This is a genomic window from Glycomyces lechevalierae (assembly GCF_027622945.1).
GTDB classification, from domain to species: domain Bacteria; phylum Actinomycetota; class Actinomycetes; order Mycobacteriales; family Micromonosporaceae; genus Glycomyces; species Glycomyces rutgersensis.
This window is the reverse complement of sequence record NZ_JAPZVQ010000025.1, coordinates 1-15,625: the sequence shown is the minus strand read 5'-3', so window position 1 is coordinate 15,625 and position 15,625 is coordinate 1. Positions and strand designations below refer to the sequence as shown.

The following is a 15,625-nucleotide window of genomic DNA, read 5'->3' as shown; positions in this document are numbered from 1 at the left end:
GGTACGACATTTTCCGGGTCACGAAAGATGAACGGAGCGTCTGCGCATTTCGGACATCGATGGGCCCCCGGTATCAACCCTGCATCTTGGGTACGACATTTCGAGGTCGCGGGAGCGATTCCAGGTCAGCGTTTTTCAATCCGTTAGACAAAGGGTGTTCACAAGCGTTGAGTTCTGTGCGAATATTCAGATCACTCGATTGCACCCCCCTTTGAAGGAGACAACGATGTCATCTCCCCGACCGAGGCGCAGGCGCCCATTGGCCGCGGCCGGTGCGGTGGGCCTCGCCGCCGTGATCGCCGGTTCCGCGCTGCCGCTCCTCAATGCGGGCGCGAGCGCGCAGGAGGGCGCGGCGGCCGCCGTGAACGTCACGCTCGACCCCTCGTACCAAGGGCAGCAGTTCGAAGGCTGGGGCACGAGCCTCGTCTGGTTCGCGAACGCGACCGGCGGCTACCCCGACGAGATCCGCAATCAGCTGGTGGACATGGTCTTCGGCGAAGAAGGCCTCAACCTCAACATCGCCAGGTACAACATCGGCGGCGGCAACGCCCCGAACATCGACAACGAGTACCTGCGCGGCGGCGCCTCCGCCGTCCCCGGCTGGTGGGCCGCCCCCGAGGGCACCACCCAGGAGGACAAGGACTGGTGGGACCCCGAGAACCCCGAGCACTGGAACTGGGACGCCGACGCGAACCAGCGCTGGTGGATCGACCAGATCAAGGACGACGTCACCCACTGGGAGGCGTTCTCGAACTCGCCGCCGTACTTCCAGACCGTCTCCGGTTACGTCTCGGGCGGCTTCGACGCGAACGCCGACCAGATCCGGGCCGACTCGGTGGACGAGTTCGCCACCTACCTGACCCAGGTCATGGAGCACGTCGAGGCCGAGCACGGCATCCAGTTCGACACCGTGGACCCGCTCAACGAGCCCAACACGAACTACTGGGGCACCCAGCTCGGCGCGGACGGCGTGCAGCCGACCGGCGGCGGCCAGGAGGGCGCGCACGCCGGCCCCGAGCTGCAGCAGCAGGTCATCAACGCGCTCGCCGCGCAGCTCTCGGAGTCCGAACTGGACACCGTGATCGCGGCGATGGACGAGACCAACCCCGGCAAGTTCACGACGAACTGGAACGCGTACACCGAGGAATCGCGGGCGAACGTCGGGCAGATGAACGTCCACACCTACGGCACCGGCCAGCGCACCAGCGTCCGCGACCTCGCCAAGGCCGGCGACAAGCCGCTGTGGATGAGCGAGGTCGGCGGGGCCTGGACCGACGGCCAGGACTACACCTCGATGGAGAACGGCCTGGGCATCGCCACCCGCATCACCGACGACCTGCGCGAGCTGGAGCCGTCGGCGTGGGTGCTGTGGCAGCCGATCGAGGACAAGAACCTCGGGCACAGCTGGGGCGAGATCCAGCTCCCGTTCGACTGCACGGCCGAGGACACCCTCGAGACCTGCAAGATCGAGACGAACACGAAGTACGACACGATCCGGAACTTCACGCATTACATCGAGCCGGGCGACTACATGATCGGCACGGACAACGCGTCCACTGTGGCTGCTATCAAGGACTCCGAGGACGCGGCGGTCGCCGTGTACACGAACAACTCGGAGGACGCGGTCGAGGTGACCCTGGACCTGTCGAAGTTCGGTTCGGTCGACTCCGGCGCGACGGTGACCCCGGTGACCTCGAGCGCCGCCGGCGCCCTGGTCGAAGGCCAGTCGGTGGTCGTGAACGGTGCGACCGCGACACTGACCGTTCCGGCGAAGTCGGTGACGACCTTCAAGATCGACGGCGTCTCGGGCGTCAGCGAGGACGCCGCGATGGTGCAGCGGCACCACACGTACCGCTTCGACGGCGTGCAGAGCGGCAAGTCGATCGCGCCGTCCGAGGATGGCACGGGCATCGTGCTCCAGACCGACGACGCGTCGAGCGCCGCGCAGCTCTGGGAGATCGACCAGCTCACCGACGGCTACTCGAACCGCGAGCAGTACGCGATCGTCAACGCCGACACGGGGACCCGCTTGGCGGTGGCCGACGGGAAGGCCGTGCTCGAAGCGGCCGACGGCGACCCTTCGCCTGCGGCCCAATGGTTCCTGTCCACCACCGGCGACGGCACGTACGTGCCGGTGAACGTCGGCACCGGCCTGGTGCTCGACGTGTGGGGCGAGGCGACCGCGGACGGTTCGCCGGTGCAGACCTACACGCCCACCTCGGCGAGCAACCAGCGCTGGACGCTGATCGACGAGACGGTGCTGGGCACCGCGACCGTGCAGTCCTACACCGTCCCGGGTTACACGCCGGAGCTGCCGGACACGGTGGCCGGGATCTACCGCGACGGGCAGCGCGGGGCGCTGCCGGTCGAGTGGGACATGCCGGACGACTCGAAGTGGAACCGGCCTGGGACCGTGACCGTGAAGGGCACGGCGACCGACGCGCTCGGGAACACGTTCCGCGCCAAGGCGAAGGTCAGCGTGGACACGTTCAGCAAGACGGCGCCGGCCTCCGCGAAGACCTACCCGGGCTTCACGCCGCACCTGCCGGACACGGTGACCGCGATCGGCAGCCGGGGCACGCAGGCCACGGTGCCGGTGGTGTGGGAGGAGCCGCCCGCCGGCGCCTTCGACGACTACGGAACGGTCACGTTGGGCGGCACCGCGACCCTGATCGACGGGACCGAGCTTCCGGCCCAGATCGATGTCGAGGTGACCGACCCGATCGAGGTCAACGTGGCGCTGGAGGACGGCGTGACGACCTCGGCGACGTACACCGAGCCGGGCTATTCGACCGAGGCCCTGCGCAACGGGAACCTGACGGACAAGGGCTGGTCGAACTGGAAGTCGGGTCCGTTCAACACCGAGGACACGATCACCGTGACCCTGCCGGAGGCGCGCGACGTGACCCGCGTGGTGTCGCACTTCTGGAGCGACGGCGGCCGCAACAGCTACGCGGACACGCTGCAGGTGCAGTACCTGGACTCGGAGGGCAACTGGCAGAACGCCGGTGACGTCGTGGACGTGCCGACCGGTGAGGCGCCGGTCATCGACGTCGCGGTGAACGCCGAGACCTCGGCGGTCCGGGTGGCCATGACCGCCGGGTCGGGCGGCACGGTCGGCTGGATCATCCTCAGCGAGATCGAGGTCTTCGCGAAGGCTCCGGCCGTCTAAGGGATCGAGAGTGAGGGGCCCTTACCGCCGTTCGGCGGTAAGGGCCCCTTCGTCGTGTCAGCCGTTCGCGCGCAGGCCTGTGAGGTGGAGGTCGAGGAAGCGCCGCCAGTCCCCCGATTCGTGGATGACCTGGGAGATCGCCGCGCCGAGCATGGCGAGGTCCATGGGCTGGAAGTCCTCGCGGAGGTCCCCGCTGGCTTTGGCGCGGGCGATGAGCTTGAGGACCTGGTCGACGTTGCGGGAGCAGACTTCGGCGATCTCGGCGCTGGCGGGGCGGCGGCGGGCGATCGCGTCGTTGAGGCTGCGGTCCTTGGCCTGGAGTCCGAACACGCCTTCGAGGTAGGCGACGAAGCCGTCCCAGGGGTCGTCGGTCGCGAGGGCGCGGGCGACGATCTGGTCGAGGGCGCCGAGGCGCGCGGGGATGATCGCGTTGTAGAGGTCGTCGCGGGTCGGGAAGTGGTTGTAGAGCGTCCCGATGCTGACGCCGGCGGTGCGTGCGATCTCGTCGAGCGGCACTTCGAGGCCGCGTTCGGCGAAGAGTTCGGCGGCGGCGGCCAGGAGCCGGTCCCGGTTGCGCAGGGCGTCGGAGCGGCGGGATCGGGTCTCAGCGGGCATACCCCCATCATACGAAGTCGAGGGCACCCTCAAGTTGTGGTACCGTCGGCTCATAACTTGAGGGCACCCTCAAATTAGTCTCGGGAAGGGAACCACCATGCCCAGCAACCAGACCGCCGTCGTCCTCGGAGCCGGACCCGGCCTCGGCATGTCCATCGCGCACCGCTTCGGCCGCGAGGGCTACCGGGTCGCGCTCGTCTCCCGCAGCGACACCCGTCACGCGGACTACCTCGCCTCGCTCGCCGAGGCCGGGATCGAGGCGGCGGCGTTCACCGCCGACCTCAACGACAAGGCCCGGCTCGAGGCCGTGCTCGACGAGATCACCGCCCGCTTCGGCGGCGTCGACCTCGCGTACTACGGGCCCGCGGCGATGGACGGGCCGATGCCCGGGCCGATCGACGAGGCCGACTCGGACGGCGTGCGCGCGGCGATGGGGATCATGTACCCGGCCGTGGACGCGGTCGCGAAGGTCCTGCCGGGCATGCTCGAGCGCGGCTCCGGCGGGCTCCTGTTCGCCGGCGGGCTCAGCTCCGTCGTGCCGATGCCGACCCTCGGCGCGCTCGCGGTCATGTCCGCCGCCCTCAGGAACTACGCCCTCACCCTCAACGCCGGCCTGGCCGGGCGGGGCGTCTACGCCGGGGCGCTCACCATCGGCGGCCTCATCGAACGCGGCGACATCCACAAGGCCGTGACCGCCGACCCGAAAATGTTCGGGGACATCGCGATCGCCACACTCGACCCGGACGCCATCGCCGACACCGCGTGGGAGCTGTTCAGCAAGCGCGACCGCGCCGAGGCGGTCTTCAACGTCCTCGGCTGACGCCCGCCGCCGGGCCGAGGAAGGCCAGGGGTCCTGCTAACCTTCGGGCTCGTTGGGCGGCGAAGGGCGGCAGATGGACTCTTGGGTGGCGATCGACTTCGAGACCGCCAACGGCAGCAGGGCGAGCGCCTGCTCGGTGGCGGTGGCCCGGGTCAAGGGCGAGGAGGTCGTCGACCGCTTCGCGACCCTCATCCGCCCGCCCGCCGGGCACGACCGGTTCGAGTACCGCAACACGCAGATCCACGGCATCCAGGCGTCCGATGTGGTCGGTGCGCCCCGGTGGCCGAAGGTGTGGGCGCGGCTGAGCGAGTTCGTGGGCGACGACCCGCTCGTCGCCCACAACGCCTCGTTCGACACCTCGGTCATCCGGGCCGCCAACACCGCCGCCGACCTCCCCTGGCCCGCGATGCGCTACGCCTGCACCATGGTCATCGCCAAGCAGACCTGGCCGATGCCCTCCTACCGGCTGCCCGACGTGGCCGCCGCCGCGGGCGTCGACCTCACCCGCCACCACGAGGCCGCCTCGGACACGCTCGCCGCCGCCGGGATCCTCGTCGCCCAGCAGCGCGCGCACGGCGTCGACGACCTCGAGGGGCTCCTCCAGTCCGCGCGCGTCTCGTGGGGCCGGATCTACGACGGCGGGTACGACACCTGCCGCCGCAAGTAAGGCCTCATCCCCCGGACGACGGTAAGGGCCTCAGGGTCTCCGGATAAGGAAGGGGCGGGAGGGTCGTGAAGACCCGCCCGCCCCGTTCGCGATCCCTTAGGCGCCGATGACGTCCGAGAGCGCGGTGAGCTCGTCCGCCTCGTCACGGGTCAGCTCCAGTTCGGCCGAGGCCAGGAGCGGGCCGAGCTGGTCGGCGGTGCGGGCGCCCGCGATCGGCGCGGCGATGCCGGGGCGGGTCCGCGTCCACGCCAAGGCGACCGACGCGATCGCGACGCCGCGGGCCTGGGCGATCTGGTCGAGCTTCTCGATGATCGCGAGGCCGGACGGGTTGAGGTGCCTCGCGGCCGAGTCTCCTCGGATGCTCTGCTTGAGGTCCGCCTCGGTCCGGTACTTGCCGGTGAGGAAGCCCGAGGCCAGCGCGTGGTACGGCAACGCGCTCAGGTCCTCGGCCACGGCGAGGTCGCGCAGGCCCGGCTCAAACGTGCTGCGGCTGACGAGGCTGTACTTGGGCTGCAAGGCGACCGGGCGGGCGTAGCCGTGGCGCTCGGTGATGTCGAGCCATTCGCGCACGCGCTCGGGGCTGTAGTTGGAGATGCCGATGTGGCGGATCGTGCCCTCGTTGGCGAGGTCGTTGAAGGCGCCCACGGTCTCCTCGAGCGGCGTCTCCTCGTCGTCGAAGTGCGCGTAGTAGAGGTCGATCACCTCGGTGCCGAGGCGCTTGAGGGAGGCCTCGGCGGCGGCCCGGATGTTCGCGGCGGTGAGGCCCTTGAACTCGGGGTGCTGGGAGACCTTGGTGGCGACCATGGCCTGCGTGTCGCGGTGCTTGGCGAGCCAGGTGCCGATGACGGTCTCGGATTCGCCGCCCACGTTGCCGGGGGCCCAGGCCGAGTACACGTCGGCGGTGTCGATGAGGTTCCCGCCGGCGGCGGTGAACGCGTCGAGGACGGCGTGCGCCTCGGCCTCCTCGGTGTTCCAACCGAAGGTGTTGGTGCCCAGGACAAGAGGGTAGATCTCGATGTCAGTCCTGCCGAGCTTGGCCATGTCGAACCTCCGTGCTGTGTGATTACCGGGACGCGTGGCGTCCTGCTGGTGTACCCAAACGGCAATCCTGCCACGCGGGCCGGGGGCGCCGCGCCCGTTTGTGAGCGGTCGTCGCGGGGACGGCCGCCCGGCGGGGCGCGGCGCGGTGCCCGTCCACGGTCTAGTTCTGCTGGAAGGTGGGCATGATGGTGAGCTGCTGGAAGTTGACGCGGGCGGGCTGCTGTGCGAGGAACGCCACGGCCTCGGCCACGTCCGAGGGCTCAAGGACCTCCTGGGTCGCCAGGGTCTCGTCGAGCCAGGCGGTCGCGCCCGGGTCGGTGACGTGGCCCTGGAGTTCGGTCTTCACGATCCCCGGTTCGATGACCGCGACCCGCACGTTCTTGGCGCCGAACTCGGTGCGCAGGTTGCGGGAGGCGTGCGAGACGAAGGCCTTCGACCCGGTGTAGACCGCGAAGTTCTCGAAGATGTTCTGCGCGGCGATCGAGGAGGTGTTGACCAGGTCGGCGACGCCCTTCTCCGCGGCGGCCCGCACCAGTTGCGGGGTGAAGGCGCCGATCGCGTTCATGAGGCCGCCGATGTTGATGTCGATCTGGCGGCTCCACTGGTCGGTGCGGAGCTCGACGACCGGCGAGGGCAGCATGACCCCGGCGTTGTTGAACAGCAGGTCGGCGGTGCCGAGTTCGGCCTCCACGCGGGCGGCGGCCGCTTCGAGCGCGGCGGCGTCGGTGACGTCGACCGGGATCGCGAGGACGGTGCCGCCGTTCTTTTCGATGCGGGCGGCGAGTTCGGCGAGCCGGTCGGCGCGGCGGGCCAGGAGGGCGACCTTCGCGCCGCGTTCGGCGAGGAGTTCGGCGGTGGCCTCGCCGATGCCGCTGGAGGCGCCGGTGATGACGGCGACGCGGTTCGCGAGCGGCAGGGCGGTGTTCACAGTGGACATTGCGTTCCTTCGGTGTGCTTGGCGTTCAGGGCGGTTGCTCCGTCCCGTGGACAACTACAACACCGATCGGGGCGCCGGAACGGCCCTAAGAACGCCCTCTCGTGACTGGTACCGCCAGGACCACCCTTGCACCGCCCCCGGGGCGGCGACTGGGGCAGGATTGACCGCATGGACCCACGCAGCGAGATCTCGGACTTCCTCCGCAGCCGGCGGGCGCGCGTGAGCCCGGGCGACGCGGGCCTGCCGGACGACGGGCGGATCCGCCGCGTCCCGGGACTGCGCCGCGACGAGGTCGCGCGGCTGGCCAACATGAGCGTCGAGTACTACACCCGCCTCGAGCAGGGCCGCGCCGGGAACCCCTCGCCGGAAGTCCTGGAGGCGCTGGCCGAGGCACTGCGGCTTGACCCGTCCGAGCGCGAGCACCTGCAGGACCTGGCCGGGCGGCGTACCGCTCCGCGCAAGCGCGGCCCGATCGCGGCCCAGCGGGTGCGGCCGGGCCTGCACCTGACGCTGCAGAGCCTGGAGTCGGTGCCCGCGTTCATCATCGGCCGGCGCATGGACGTGCTCGCGACGAACAGGCTCGCACGGGCCGTGATCACCGACTTCGACGCGCTGCCCGCGAAGCGGCGGAACCTCGCCCGCTGGTACCTGCTCGACCCCGAGGCGCGGGAGCGGGTCGTGGACTGGGAGGTTGCGGCGCGCGACTCGGTCGCGGTGCTGCGCTTCGACGCCGGCCGCCACCCCGACGACCGCCAGCTCGCGGACCTCGTGGGCGAGCTGACCCTCGGCTGCCCCGAGTTCAGCGGCTGGTGGAACCACCACCAGGTGCTGCGTCGCACGCACGGGAAGAAGGCGTACCGGCACCCGGTCGTGGGCGAGATTGAGTTCGCGTACGAGTCGCTGGAGTTCCCCGACGACCCGGACCAGACCCTCTGCGTCTACAACGTCGAACCGGCCTCGCCGAGCGCCGAGGCGCTGCGCCTCCTCGACAGCTGGACGGCGCCGGCCGCGCAACGTCCCTGACCACCTTTTAGCAACGAAAGGTTGCACGTTCTCGCGGATTGCGGTAGCGTGATGTGCAACCAAACGTTGCGAAAGGTGGAGTCATGGAACTCGGATCGATCGAGCGGGAGATCCGCATCGAGGCCTCCCCGGAGGTCGTCTTCGACGTGGTGAGCAGTCCCGAGCACCTCAAGGAGTGGTGGCCCGACGAGGCGGAGCTCTCGCCCGACGGGAACGGCCGCATCGGCTTCGGCAAGAGCGCCGAAGGGATCACGTGGGAGCAGTTCACCGTGGTGGACGCGATGCCGCCCCGGCACTTCTCGTTCCGGTGGACGCACCCCGAAGGCGAGCGGGCCGTCCTCGGCAACTCGTACCTCGTCGTCTTCGAACTCGAGCCCGCCGGCACCGGCACGCTCCTCAAGATGACCGAGACCGGCTTCCGCGAACGCGGCTGGGCCGAGGCCAAGGTCGCCGCCGAGTACGCCGACCACGTCAACGGCTGGGACTACTTCATCCCGCGCCTGGCCCCGTACGCGGAGAAGGTGGGGGCGGGCCGATGAGCACCGCGGTCGACGACGACCTGTGGTCGGCGATCGGCGACCCGACCCGCCGCCGCATGCTCGACCTGCTGCTCAGCGAGGGCAGCGGCACGGCCACCAGCCTCAGCGACCACCTGCCGGTCACCCGCCAGGCCGTCGCCAAGCACCTCGCCGTCCTCGACCGCGTCGGCCTCGTGCACGCCGCGACCGCGGGCCGCGAGAAGCACTTCCGGGTGGACGAGACCCAGCTGGCGCGCGCCGTCGCCCAGCTCAACGAGGTCGGCAGCACCTGGGACTCCCGGCTGCAGCGCATCAAGCGCCTCGCCGAGACCATCGAACGCCAGAAGCAAGAGACCGAGAACGAAGAGTAGAAGGAGACCACCCCATGGTCGACATTGTGCACCGCATCGCCGCCAAGGACGCCAGTCCCGAGCAGACCTACGACGCCCTGGCCACCCTCGAGGGCCTCTCCCGGTGGTGGACTGAGAACACGACCGGCACGACCGACGTCGGCGGCCGCATCTCGTTCAAGTTCGAGAACGGCGACTTCGAGATGGAGGTCACCGAGCTCGACAAGGGCGAGCGCGTCCTCTGGGAGGTCGTGGGCGGCAGCGCGCCCGAGTGGATCGGGACCAAGATCCACTGGGACCTGAAGACCGAGGGCGACCACACGGTCGTGCTGTTCAAGCACGAAGGGTGGCGCGAACCGGTCGAGTTCATGCACCACTGCTCCACCAAGTGGGGCTCGTTCCTGATGAGCCTCAAGCAGTACTTGGAGACCGGCGCAGGAGCGCCGTGGCCGCACGACGTGCACATCGACAACTGGGGCTGAGCCGCAGGGGAATCCGGGGAGGGCCGCGGCCCTCCCCGCCGCGCGCCCGCCGCGCACCCGCCGAAGCTACCCGTGAGTAACCATGCGGTAGCGCTTGATGACGGGTTTGCCCCCACTGGATATGATTCGCGCCATGACGACCATCTTCGAGGTGTTGACCTGGGGCCGTGAGGGAACCAAGGTCGACGGCCAGCTCACCGCCCGCCTCGGCGGGGGCGCCGGGTTCCCGCGGGGGGTCGAGTTCGGACTGCAGCTGCTCATGGACGCCTGGTTCCAGGGCTTCGGCACGATGGCGCTCGACCCGGGCACCGCCAAGGAGTTCGAAGAGTGCTTCGAGCTGTTCCTCGGCAAGCAGGTGTGGACCGACGACGAAGGCCACCTCCTCGACGCCGCCACCAAGGAGCCCGTGCGCCCCAAGGTGAAGGCCGCCGAACTCTACGCCGACCGCCTCGACGGCTCCAGCGGCCGCTCGAACGGCTACCGGTACCTCGTCCTCAAGCCGCAGTGCGACGCGTTCCGCCGCCGCGCCACCGCCATCGTCACGTCCTTCGCCATCGAGAACGGCCCCGGCGGCGAGAAGGCCCACTTCACCGTCGAGGCCGCCGACCCGAAGTACGTGGCGCACATGGACAAGCACCTCTTCTTCCAGACCGCCTTCACCGGGGACCTGCCCGGGTAGCGCGGCGACGGGCGGCCTTGCCGCCGGAGGTAATCATCCTCACAGATAATTCAATTATCCATCTGGTTGATTAACTGGTAGCGTCTACGGCATGGAACCGAAGACGCCCGGCCGGCGCTCCCCCGAATCCGCTGAGCGGGTGCGGGACGCCAAGCGCACCAAGCGGAAGCTGAAGGACGCGGCGCTGACCGAGTTCGCCGCCAACGGCTACGACGGCGCCCGCGTCGGCGAGATCGCCGCCCGCGCCGGCGTCAACAAGCAGCTCATCAGCTACTACTTCGGCGGCAAAGAGGGCCTGTACCGCGCGATGCAGCGCGAATGGCTCGACGACGAGCGCGACCAGGCCGGCCCGGACGTGCCCGCGCAGGACGTCATGCGCTGGTACCTGCGCGACAGTCTCAAGGACCCCCGCATCGGCCGGCTCGCCATGTGGCAGGCCCTCAGCGGGGACCTCCCCGAGGAGGAGTCCCAAGAGGACGCCGAACGCGACATCGAGGAGATGCGCGAACGCCAGCGGCGCGGCGAGATCGCCGCCGACCTGGACCCGGCCGCCGTGCAGATCGCGATGATGGGCATGACGCTCGCCCCGGTCATCTTCCGCGGCACCGCAAGACGCCTCTTCGGCGTCGACATCGACGATCCCGAATTCGAAACCCGCTACGGCGACACCCTGTCTCGCATCCTCGCGAGGCTCGCCGAGAACACCGAACACCACCCTGAAAGGAACACCGAATCATGACCGTCCTGGTTACCGGCGCCCGCGGCGCCATCGCCCGCAACGTCATCGCCCAGCTGCTGGAGGCCGGCACGCCCGTGCGCGCCGCCAGCCGCGTCCCCGGCGCGACCGACCTCCCGGCGGGGGGTAAAGGAGGCACTGTCGAGCCGGTGCGGGTCGACTTCACCGCCCCCGAGACCCTCGCGCCCGCTTTGGAAGGCGTCGCGAAGGTCTTCCTGTACGCCGCCCACGAAGGCATCGACGCGTTCATCACCGCCGCGCAGGAGGCCGGCGTGAAGCACGTCGTGCTCCTCTCCTCGGCCGCCTCGGCCGACCCGGAGAACCAGATCGGCCGCGTGCACCTCGACGTCGAGCAGGCCCTCGAGGCCTCCGGCATCCCGTGGACCTTCGTCCGCCCCGCCATGTTCGCCACCAACTCCCTGTGGTGGGCCGACTCGATCCGCGCCGAAGGCGTGGTGCGCCTGCCCTACCCGGACGCGCCGGTCAACCCCGTGCACGAGCGCGACATCGCCGAGGTCGCCTACGCCGCCCTCACCGAGGACGGCCACGAAGGCCGCACCTACGTGATCGACGGCCCCGGCCACCTCACCCAGCGCCGCCAGGTCGAGCTGATCGGCGAGGCCATCGGCCGCGAGCTCACCGTCGAGGAGCTGCCGCGCGCGGTCGCCGCGAAGTTCATTCCCGAACCGGTGCTCGACATGCTCGCCTCCGGCTCGACCGAGCTCTGGGGCCCCACCTCGGAGGCCGTCACCGGCCGCCCGGCCCGCACCTACGCGGACTGGACCGTCGACCACGCCGCCGACTTCCGCTGAGCCGCAAGGAAACCAGATAACGCCTCCTGCCGCGCCCCGACCGGGCGCGGCAGGGGGCGCTGCTGCCTCCCGCGCAGGTAGACGAGGGCGAGCACCGCGATCCCCAAGGGCAGCAGCAGATACCAGGACAGGGCCGTGCCGATGGCCGCCGTGCAGGCGGTCGCGAGCAGCGCCCACAGGCGGGCCCGGCCGGCCAGCAGCCGCACGGCCGCCGCGCACGCCAGGACCGTGACCCCCGCGAGCACCGCCGAGGTCGCGCGCATCTGCACGTCGAGCCCGAGCCCGAACCAGGTCGCCCCGGCGAACGCGGTCCCGGTGAGGACCGCGAGCACCGCGAGGCTGCGGTGGGGCGTCCGGCCCGGCTCGTGGCCCTTCGCGAGCGGCGCGGGCATCGCGCCGTCACGGGCGAGCGCCGCGCCGAGCCGGGACGCGCCCGCGATGAAGGTGTTCATGGCGCCCAAGCTCAGCAGCGCCGCGCACGCGGCCGTGAGCGGCGCGGCCGCCGGACCGAACCCGTACCCCAGCAGGTCCGTGAGCGGCACGGCCGCTACCGCCGCGCCGCCGCCGAGCACGCCCGCCGTTGCGGTCGCGAGCGCGAGGTAGACCGCGGCCACGGTCGCCAGCGCGAGGGCCGTCACGCGGCGCAGTTGCCTTGCGGGGTCGGTGAACTCGCCGGAGAGGTGGCTCGCGGCCTCCCAGCCGGAGAAGGCGTAGAAGAGGACGGCGGCGGCGGAGAAGACGCCCGCGACGCCGTGGGGTGCGAACGGCCGCAGGTTGGCCGGGTCGAAATGCGGGAGGGCGGCGATGCACGCGGCGGCGAGGAGCGCGATGAGGAGTCCCATGAGGACGAGCTGCGCCCCGCCGGAGAGGCGCAGGCCGATGTGGTTGGCGGCGAACGCGGTCGCGAGGAGGGCCGCGGCGATGGCGGTGACGGCGGTGCGGCCGAGCCCGGCGGCGTCGGCGATGTAGGCCGCGCCCACGAGGGCGGCCGAGCTGGCGCCGACGGGGATGACGCTGTAGAACCACCAGCCGCAGACGGCGGCGGCGCGGTCGCCGAACGCCGCGCGGGTGAACGTGGCGACGCCGCCCGCGTCGGGGCGTTGGGCGGCGAGCGCGGCGAAGGTGGCGGCGACGGGGATCGAGAGGACGAGGAGCGCGGTCCAGGCGATGAGGGCGGCGGGTCCGGCGGCCTGCGCGGCGAGCCCGGGGAGGGCGAGGACGCCGGGTCCGAGGATGGCGCCGAGGTAGAGGGCGGTGCCGCGCGCGGTCCCGAGGGAGCCGGCGTGGGTGGTGCGGGCGTTCATGTGGGGCAACGCTATTCGTGCGTTCGGCGATTCGGGGCCCGCGCCGAACGTCTGCTCGGAATCGGCGGGATAATCCGCGGATGGACGAACTTGACGTGTCGATCGTGCGGTTGCTCCAGTCGGATGCGCGGCTGTCGAACCGGGAGCTGGCCCGCCGGCTCGGGGTCGCGCCGTCGACCGCGCTGGAACGGGTGCGGGCGTTGACGAAGCGCGGCGTGATCCGCGGGTACGGGGCGGATGTGGACCTGGCGGCGCTGGGGCGGCGCGCCGAGGCGCTGGTGTCGGTGCAGTTGCGCCAGCACCAGCGGTCCTCGTACGAGTCGTTCCGGGAGACCGTGGGCTCGTGGCCGGAGGTGGTGTCGCTGTTCGTGGTCTCCGGCGGCAGCGACATCGTGATCCATGTGGCGGTGCGGGACGTGGAGCGGCTGCACGCGTTCCTCGTGGACCGGCTCGGCACACGGCCGGAGGTGGCGCGGTTCCAGACGTCGATGGTGTTCCAGCGCCATCACAACCGGGTGCTCGAGCCGCTGCCGCCGGAGGACTGACCGGTCAGGCCCGGCGGGCGCGCGGCCACAGGCCGAGCTGCGCGGCGCCCCAGGCGGCTTCGACGACCAGGAAGCCCCAGAGGATCTCCGGGCCGCCGTGCGCGAGCGCGGAGATCATCGAGGCGGTGAACAGGACGCGCGCGATGCCGTCGAAGAGGCCGTGGATCACTTGGGGCCGAACGAGTCGCAGCAGGGACCAGACCACGACGACCGAGCCCATGAGGTTGGCGTAGAAGACCTGCATGAGGTCGAGTTCGGGGAAGCCGCGCAGGCCGAGCGCGCCGCTCGCGGCGTCGAGCGCGGTGTGCAGGAGCGCGAAGGTCCAGGGGGTGGCGAAGCCGGCGGTGACGACGAGGTCGTAGACCGCGCTGGCGCGCACGAGGCGCAGGTAGGCGGGTTGTGTTGCGGGCGTGAGGGTCGCGGCCGTCATGGGGGACTCCGTTCGTGCGGGTGTCGGGGACGGCTTACCGTAAACGGTGGAGTGCACTCCAAGGTCAAGTCGAGCAGAGCGGGGAGGCGGCGTGCGCATCGGTGAACTCGCGGAGCGATCGGGTCTGAGCAGGGACGCCATCCGGTTCTACGAGAAGATCGGGTTGCTCGGATCACATCGCTCCCCGAACGGCTACCGCGAGTTCGCGGCGGACGCGGTGCCGTGGCTGGCGTATGTGCGCACGGCGCAGCGGCTGGGGTTCTCGCTGGCCGAGATCGCTTCGCACGGCAGGGAACTGCGCGAGGCGCCCGATTCGGCCGCGGCGCTTTCGGCGATGTTCGCGGAGAAGATCGCGATCGTGGACGCGAAGATGGACGAGCTGGCCGCGCTCCGGGAGGAGCTGGCCGAGCGGGCGGGGACCGGGTGCCCGCTCAGGCCCGACCAGCGATAGTCCACATTCGACGGATACCGGTTCTGATCCGCTCCTCCCCCAGGTCGGGGAGCAAGGCGGTCAGGTGTTCGGCGTCGAGCGTCGCGAGCAGGGCGTGCGCGGTGTACTCGGGGTCCGCCTCGGGGTCCTCGTCGCGCGGCAGCAGGATCACGACGTGGCGGTGCCAGAAGCGGTAGGCGCCGATGCGGTAGCGCGCGCCCGGGCTCGCGGTCTCCGACATGCGCACCAGCGGCAGGTACTCGAACGCGTAGTCGAGGTAGGCGTCCGCGAAGGCGACGAGCCGTTCCCCTTCGGGCGCACCGGGCCCGAGCGGCGCGGGCCCGCTGAGCACCGCTTCCTGCAGGACGCGTTCGCGCGCGTCGAGGAGGGCGGCGGCGAGCCCGGCCTTGTCGCCGAAGCGGCGGAAGAGCGTGCCCTTGCCGACTCCGGCGGCGGCCGCGACCTGGTCCATCGAGACGGCTTCCACGCCGTGCTCGGCGAAGAGCCGGCCGGCCGCGTCCAGGATCGCCGCGCGGTTGCGGGCCGCGTCGGCGCGTTCCTTGGGCGGCGGGGTGCGCAGCAGCTCAAGGGGTGTTGCAGAAACGGACTGCGGTCCGCTAATATCGTCCTCGTACACATCTGGACTATAGTCCACTTACTTGGAAGGCGATACCATGACCGCGCTCATCACCCGCGAGGAACTGCAGACCGCCATCGCGAACGGCACCGTGACCGTGATCGACGCCCTCGGCGGCGAGTACCACGCCAAGCAGCACCTGCCCGGGGCCCTCCCGCTCGTGCTCGCCGACGTGGACGCCCAGGCCCCGAAGCTCCTGCCCGACCGCGATGCCGCGATCGTCACCTACTGCTCGAACGAGGCCTGCCCCAACAGCGGCCAGGTCGCCGAGCGGCTGACGAGCCTGGGCTACGCCAATGTGCGCAAGTACAAGGAGGGCATCCAGGACTGGACCGAGGCGGGCCTGCCCGTCGAATCCGCCTGAGCCGCAGCCGATCGGCCGCCCCCCCCCCCCCGGGGGGCCCCCCCCCCCGGGGCGCGGGGGGCG

19 protein-coding genes are annotated in these 15,625 nt (G+C 70.8%); 13 read left to right on the top strand and 6 right to left on the bottom strand.

What is annotated here, in order from left to right; genetic code table 11:
• Positions 1-226: 226 nt before the first annotated feature.
• Complete coding sequence (locus O2L01_RS24685) at positions 227-3,172, top strand: RICIN domain-containing protein (protein WP_270124717.1); 2,946 nt, start codon at positions 227-229, stop codon at positions 3,170-3,172.
• 57 nt (positions 3,173-3,229) lie between these two features.
• Here O2L01_RS24685 and O2L01_RS24680 read toward each other — a convergent pair whose 3' ends face one another.
• Complete coding sequence (locus O2L01_RS24680) at positions 3,230-3,787, bottom strand: TetR/AcrR family transcriptional regulator (protein ID WP_270124716.1); 558 nt, start codon at positions 3,785-3,787, stop codon at positions 3,230-3,232.
• 97 nt (positions 3,788-3,884) lie between these two features.
• Between O2L01_RS24680 and O2L01_RS24675 the strand changes: the two genes are divergently transcribed.
• Together O2L01_RS24675 and O2L01_RS24670 are read left to right on the top strand one after the other, a co-directional pair.
• Positions 3,885-4,607: an SDR family NAD(P)-dependent oxidoreductase gene (locus tag O2L01_RS24675; protein WP_270124715.1), complete on the top strand. Its 723-nt coding sequence runs from the start codon at positions 3,885-3,887 to the stop codon at positions 4,605-4,607.
• A gap of 73 nt (positions 4,608-4,680) precedes the next feature.
• Entirely contained in the window at positions 4,681-5,274 is a 594-nt protein-coding gene (locus O2L01_RS24670; protein ID WP_270124714.1) for a 3'-5' exonuclease, read from the top strand.
• Between the two features lie 96 nt (positions 5,275-5,370).
• Here the strand turns inward: O2L01_RS24670 and O2L01_RS24665 are convergent, their stop codons facing one another.
• Entirely contained in the window at positions 5,371-6,315 is a 945-nt protein-coding gene (locus O2L01_RS24665; RefSeq protein ID WP_270124712.1) for an aldo/keto reductase, read from the bottom strand.
• A 160-nt stretch (positions 6,316-6,475) separates the two neighbouring features.
• The gene (locus tag O2L01_RS24660) at positions 6,476-7,252 is read right to left on the bottom strand and encodes an SDR family oxidoreductase (RefSeq protein ID WP_270124711.1); all 777 of its coding nucleotides are present in this window, start codon (positions 7,250-7,252) and stop codon (positions 6,476-6,478) included.
• A 168-nt stretch (positions 7,253-7,420) separates the two neighbouring features.
• On the opposite strand from O2L01_RS24660, the gene O2L01_RS24655 reads away from it, so the two are divergent.
• From O2L01_RS24655 to O2L01_RS24625, 7 genes are all read left to right on the top strand, one after another.
• A complete protein-coding gene (locus O2L01_RS24655; RefSeq protein WP_270124710.1) occupies positions 7,421-8,275 on the top strand; it encodes a helix-turn-helix transcriptional regulator in 855 nt (284 codons plus the stop codon).
• 83 nt (positions 8,276-8,358) lie between these two features.
• The gene (locus O2L01_RS24650; RefSeq protein WP_270124709.1) at positions 8,359-8,814 is read left to right on the top strand and encodes an SRPBCC domain-containing protein; all 456 of its coding nucleotides are present in this window, start codon (positions 8,359-8,361) and stop codon (positions 8,812-8,814) included.
• On the top strand, positions 8,811-9,164 hold the full coding sequence (locus tag O2L01_RS24645; RefSeq protein WP_270124708.1) for an ArsR/SmtB family transcription factor: 354 nt from the start codon (positions 8,811-8,813) through the stop codon (positions 9,162-9,164). Before O2L01_RS24650 ends, O2L01_RS24645 begins: the two co-directional genes overlap by 4 nt.
• A gap of 14 nt (positions 9,165-9,178) precedes the next feature.
• Positions 9,179-9,625: an SRPBCC family protein gene (locus tag O2L01_RS24640; protein WP_270124707.1), complete on the top strand. Its 447-nt coding sequence runs from the start codon at positions 9,179-9,181 to the stop codon at positions 9,623-9,625.
• A gap of 133 nt (positions 9,626-9,758) precedes the next feature.
• Entirely contained in the window at positions 9,759-10,304 is a 546-nt protein-coding gene (locus tag O2L01_RS24635) for a hypothetical protein (RefSeq protein ID WP_270124706.1), read from the top strand.
• A gap of 91 nt (positions 10,305-10,395) precedes the next feature.
• Positions 10,396-11,043, top strand: coding sequence for a TetR/AcrR family transcriptional regulator (locus O2L01_RS24630; RefSeq protein ID WP_270124705.1), 648 nt, complete (start codon positions 10,396-10,398; stop codon positions 11,041-11,043).
• On the top strand, positions 11,040-11,852 hold the full coding sequence (locus tag O2L01_RS24625; RefSeq protein WP_270124704.1) for an SDR family oxidoreductase: 813 nt from the start codon (positions 11,040-11,042) through the stop codon (positions 11,850-11,852). Before O2L01_RS24630 ends, O2L01_RS24625 begins: the two co-directional genes overlap by 4 nt.
• On the opposite strand, the gene O2L01_RS24620 is transcribed toward O2L01_RS24625, so the two are convergent.
• The gene (locus O2L01_RS24620; protein ID WP_270124703.1) at positions 11,810-13,156 is read right to left on the bottom strand and encodes an APC family permease; all 1,347 of its coding nucleotides are present in this window, start codon (positions 13,154-13,156) and stop codon (positions 11,810-11,812) included. The two genes, O2L01_RS24625 and O2L01_RS24620, sit on opposite strands and share 43 nt — an antisense overlap.
• An 80-nt stretch (positions 13,157-13,236) precedes the next feature.
• Between O2L01_RS24620 and O2L01_RS24615 the strand changes: the two genes are divergently transcribed.
• Positions 13,237-13,701: an Lrp/AsnC family transcriptional regulator gene (locus O2L01_RS24615; protein WP_270124702.1), complete on the top strand. Its 465-nt coding sequence runs from the start codon at positions 13,237-13,239 to the stop codon at positions 13,699-13,701.
• A gap of 4 nt (positions 13,702-13,705) precedes the next feature.
• Here the strand turns inward: O2L01_RS24615 and O2L01_RS24610 are convergent, their stop codons facing one another.
• Entirely contained in the window at positions 13,706-14,131 is a 426-nt protein-coding gene (locus O2L01_RS24610; RefSeq protein ID WP_270124701.1) for a hypothetical protein, read from the bottom strand.
• Between the two features lie 91 nt (positions 14,132-14,222).
• On the opposite strand from O2L01_RS24610, the gene O2L01_RS24605 reads away from it, so the two are divergent.
• Complete coding sequence (locus O2L01_RS24605) at positions 14,223-14,582, top strand: MerR family transcriptional regulator (protein WP_270124700.1); 360 nt, start codon at positions 14,223-14,225, stop codon at positions 14,580-14,582.
• On the opposite strand, the gene O2L01_RS24600 is transcribed toward O2L01_RS24605, so the two are convergent.
• Entirely contained in the window at positions 14,563-15,198 is a 636-nt protein-coding gene (locus tag O2L01_RS24600; protein ID WP_270124699.1) for a TetR/AcrR family transcriptional regulator, read from the bottom strand. The two genes, O2L01_RS24605 and O2L01_RS24600, sit on opposite strands and share 20 nt — an antisense overlap.
• 37 nt (positions 15,199-15,235) lie before the next feature.
• On the opposite strand from O2L01_RS24600, the gene O2L01_RS24595 reads away from it, so the two are divergent.
• Positions 15,236-15,562 carry a rhodanese-like domain-containing protein gene (locus tag O2L01_RS24595; protein WP_270124698.1) on the top strand — a complete coding sequence of 109 codons (327 nt, stop codon included), beginning with the start codon at positions 15,236-15,238 and terminating at the stop codon, positions 15,560-15,562.
• Positions 15,563-15,625 lie beyond the last annotated feature (63 nt).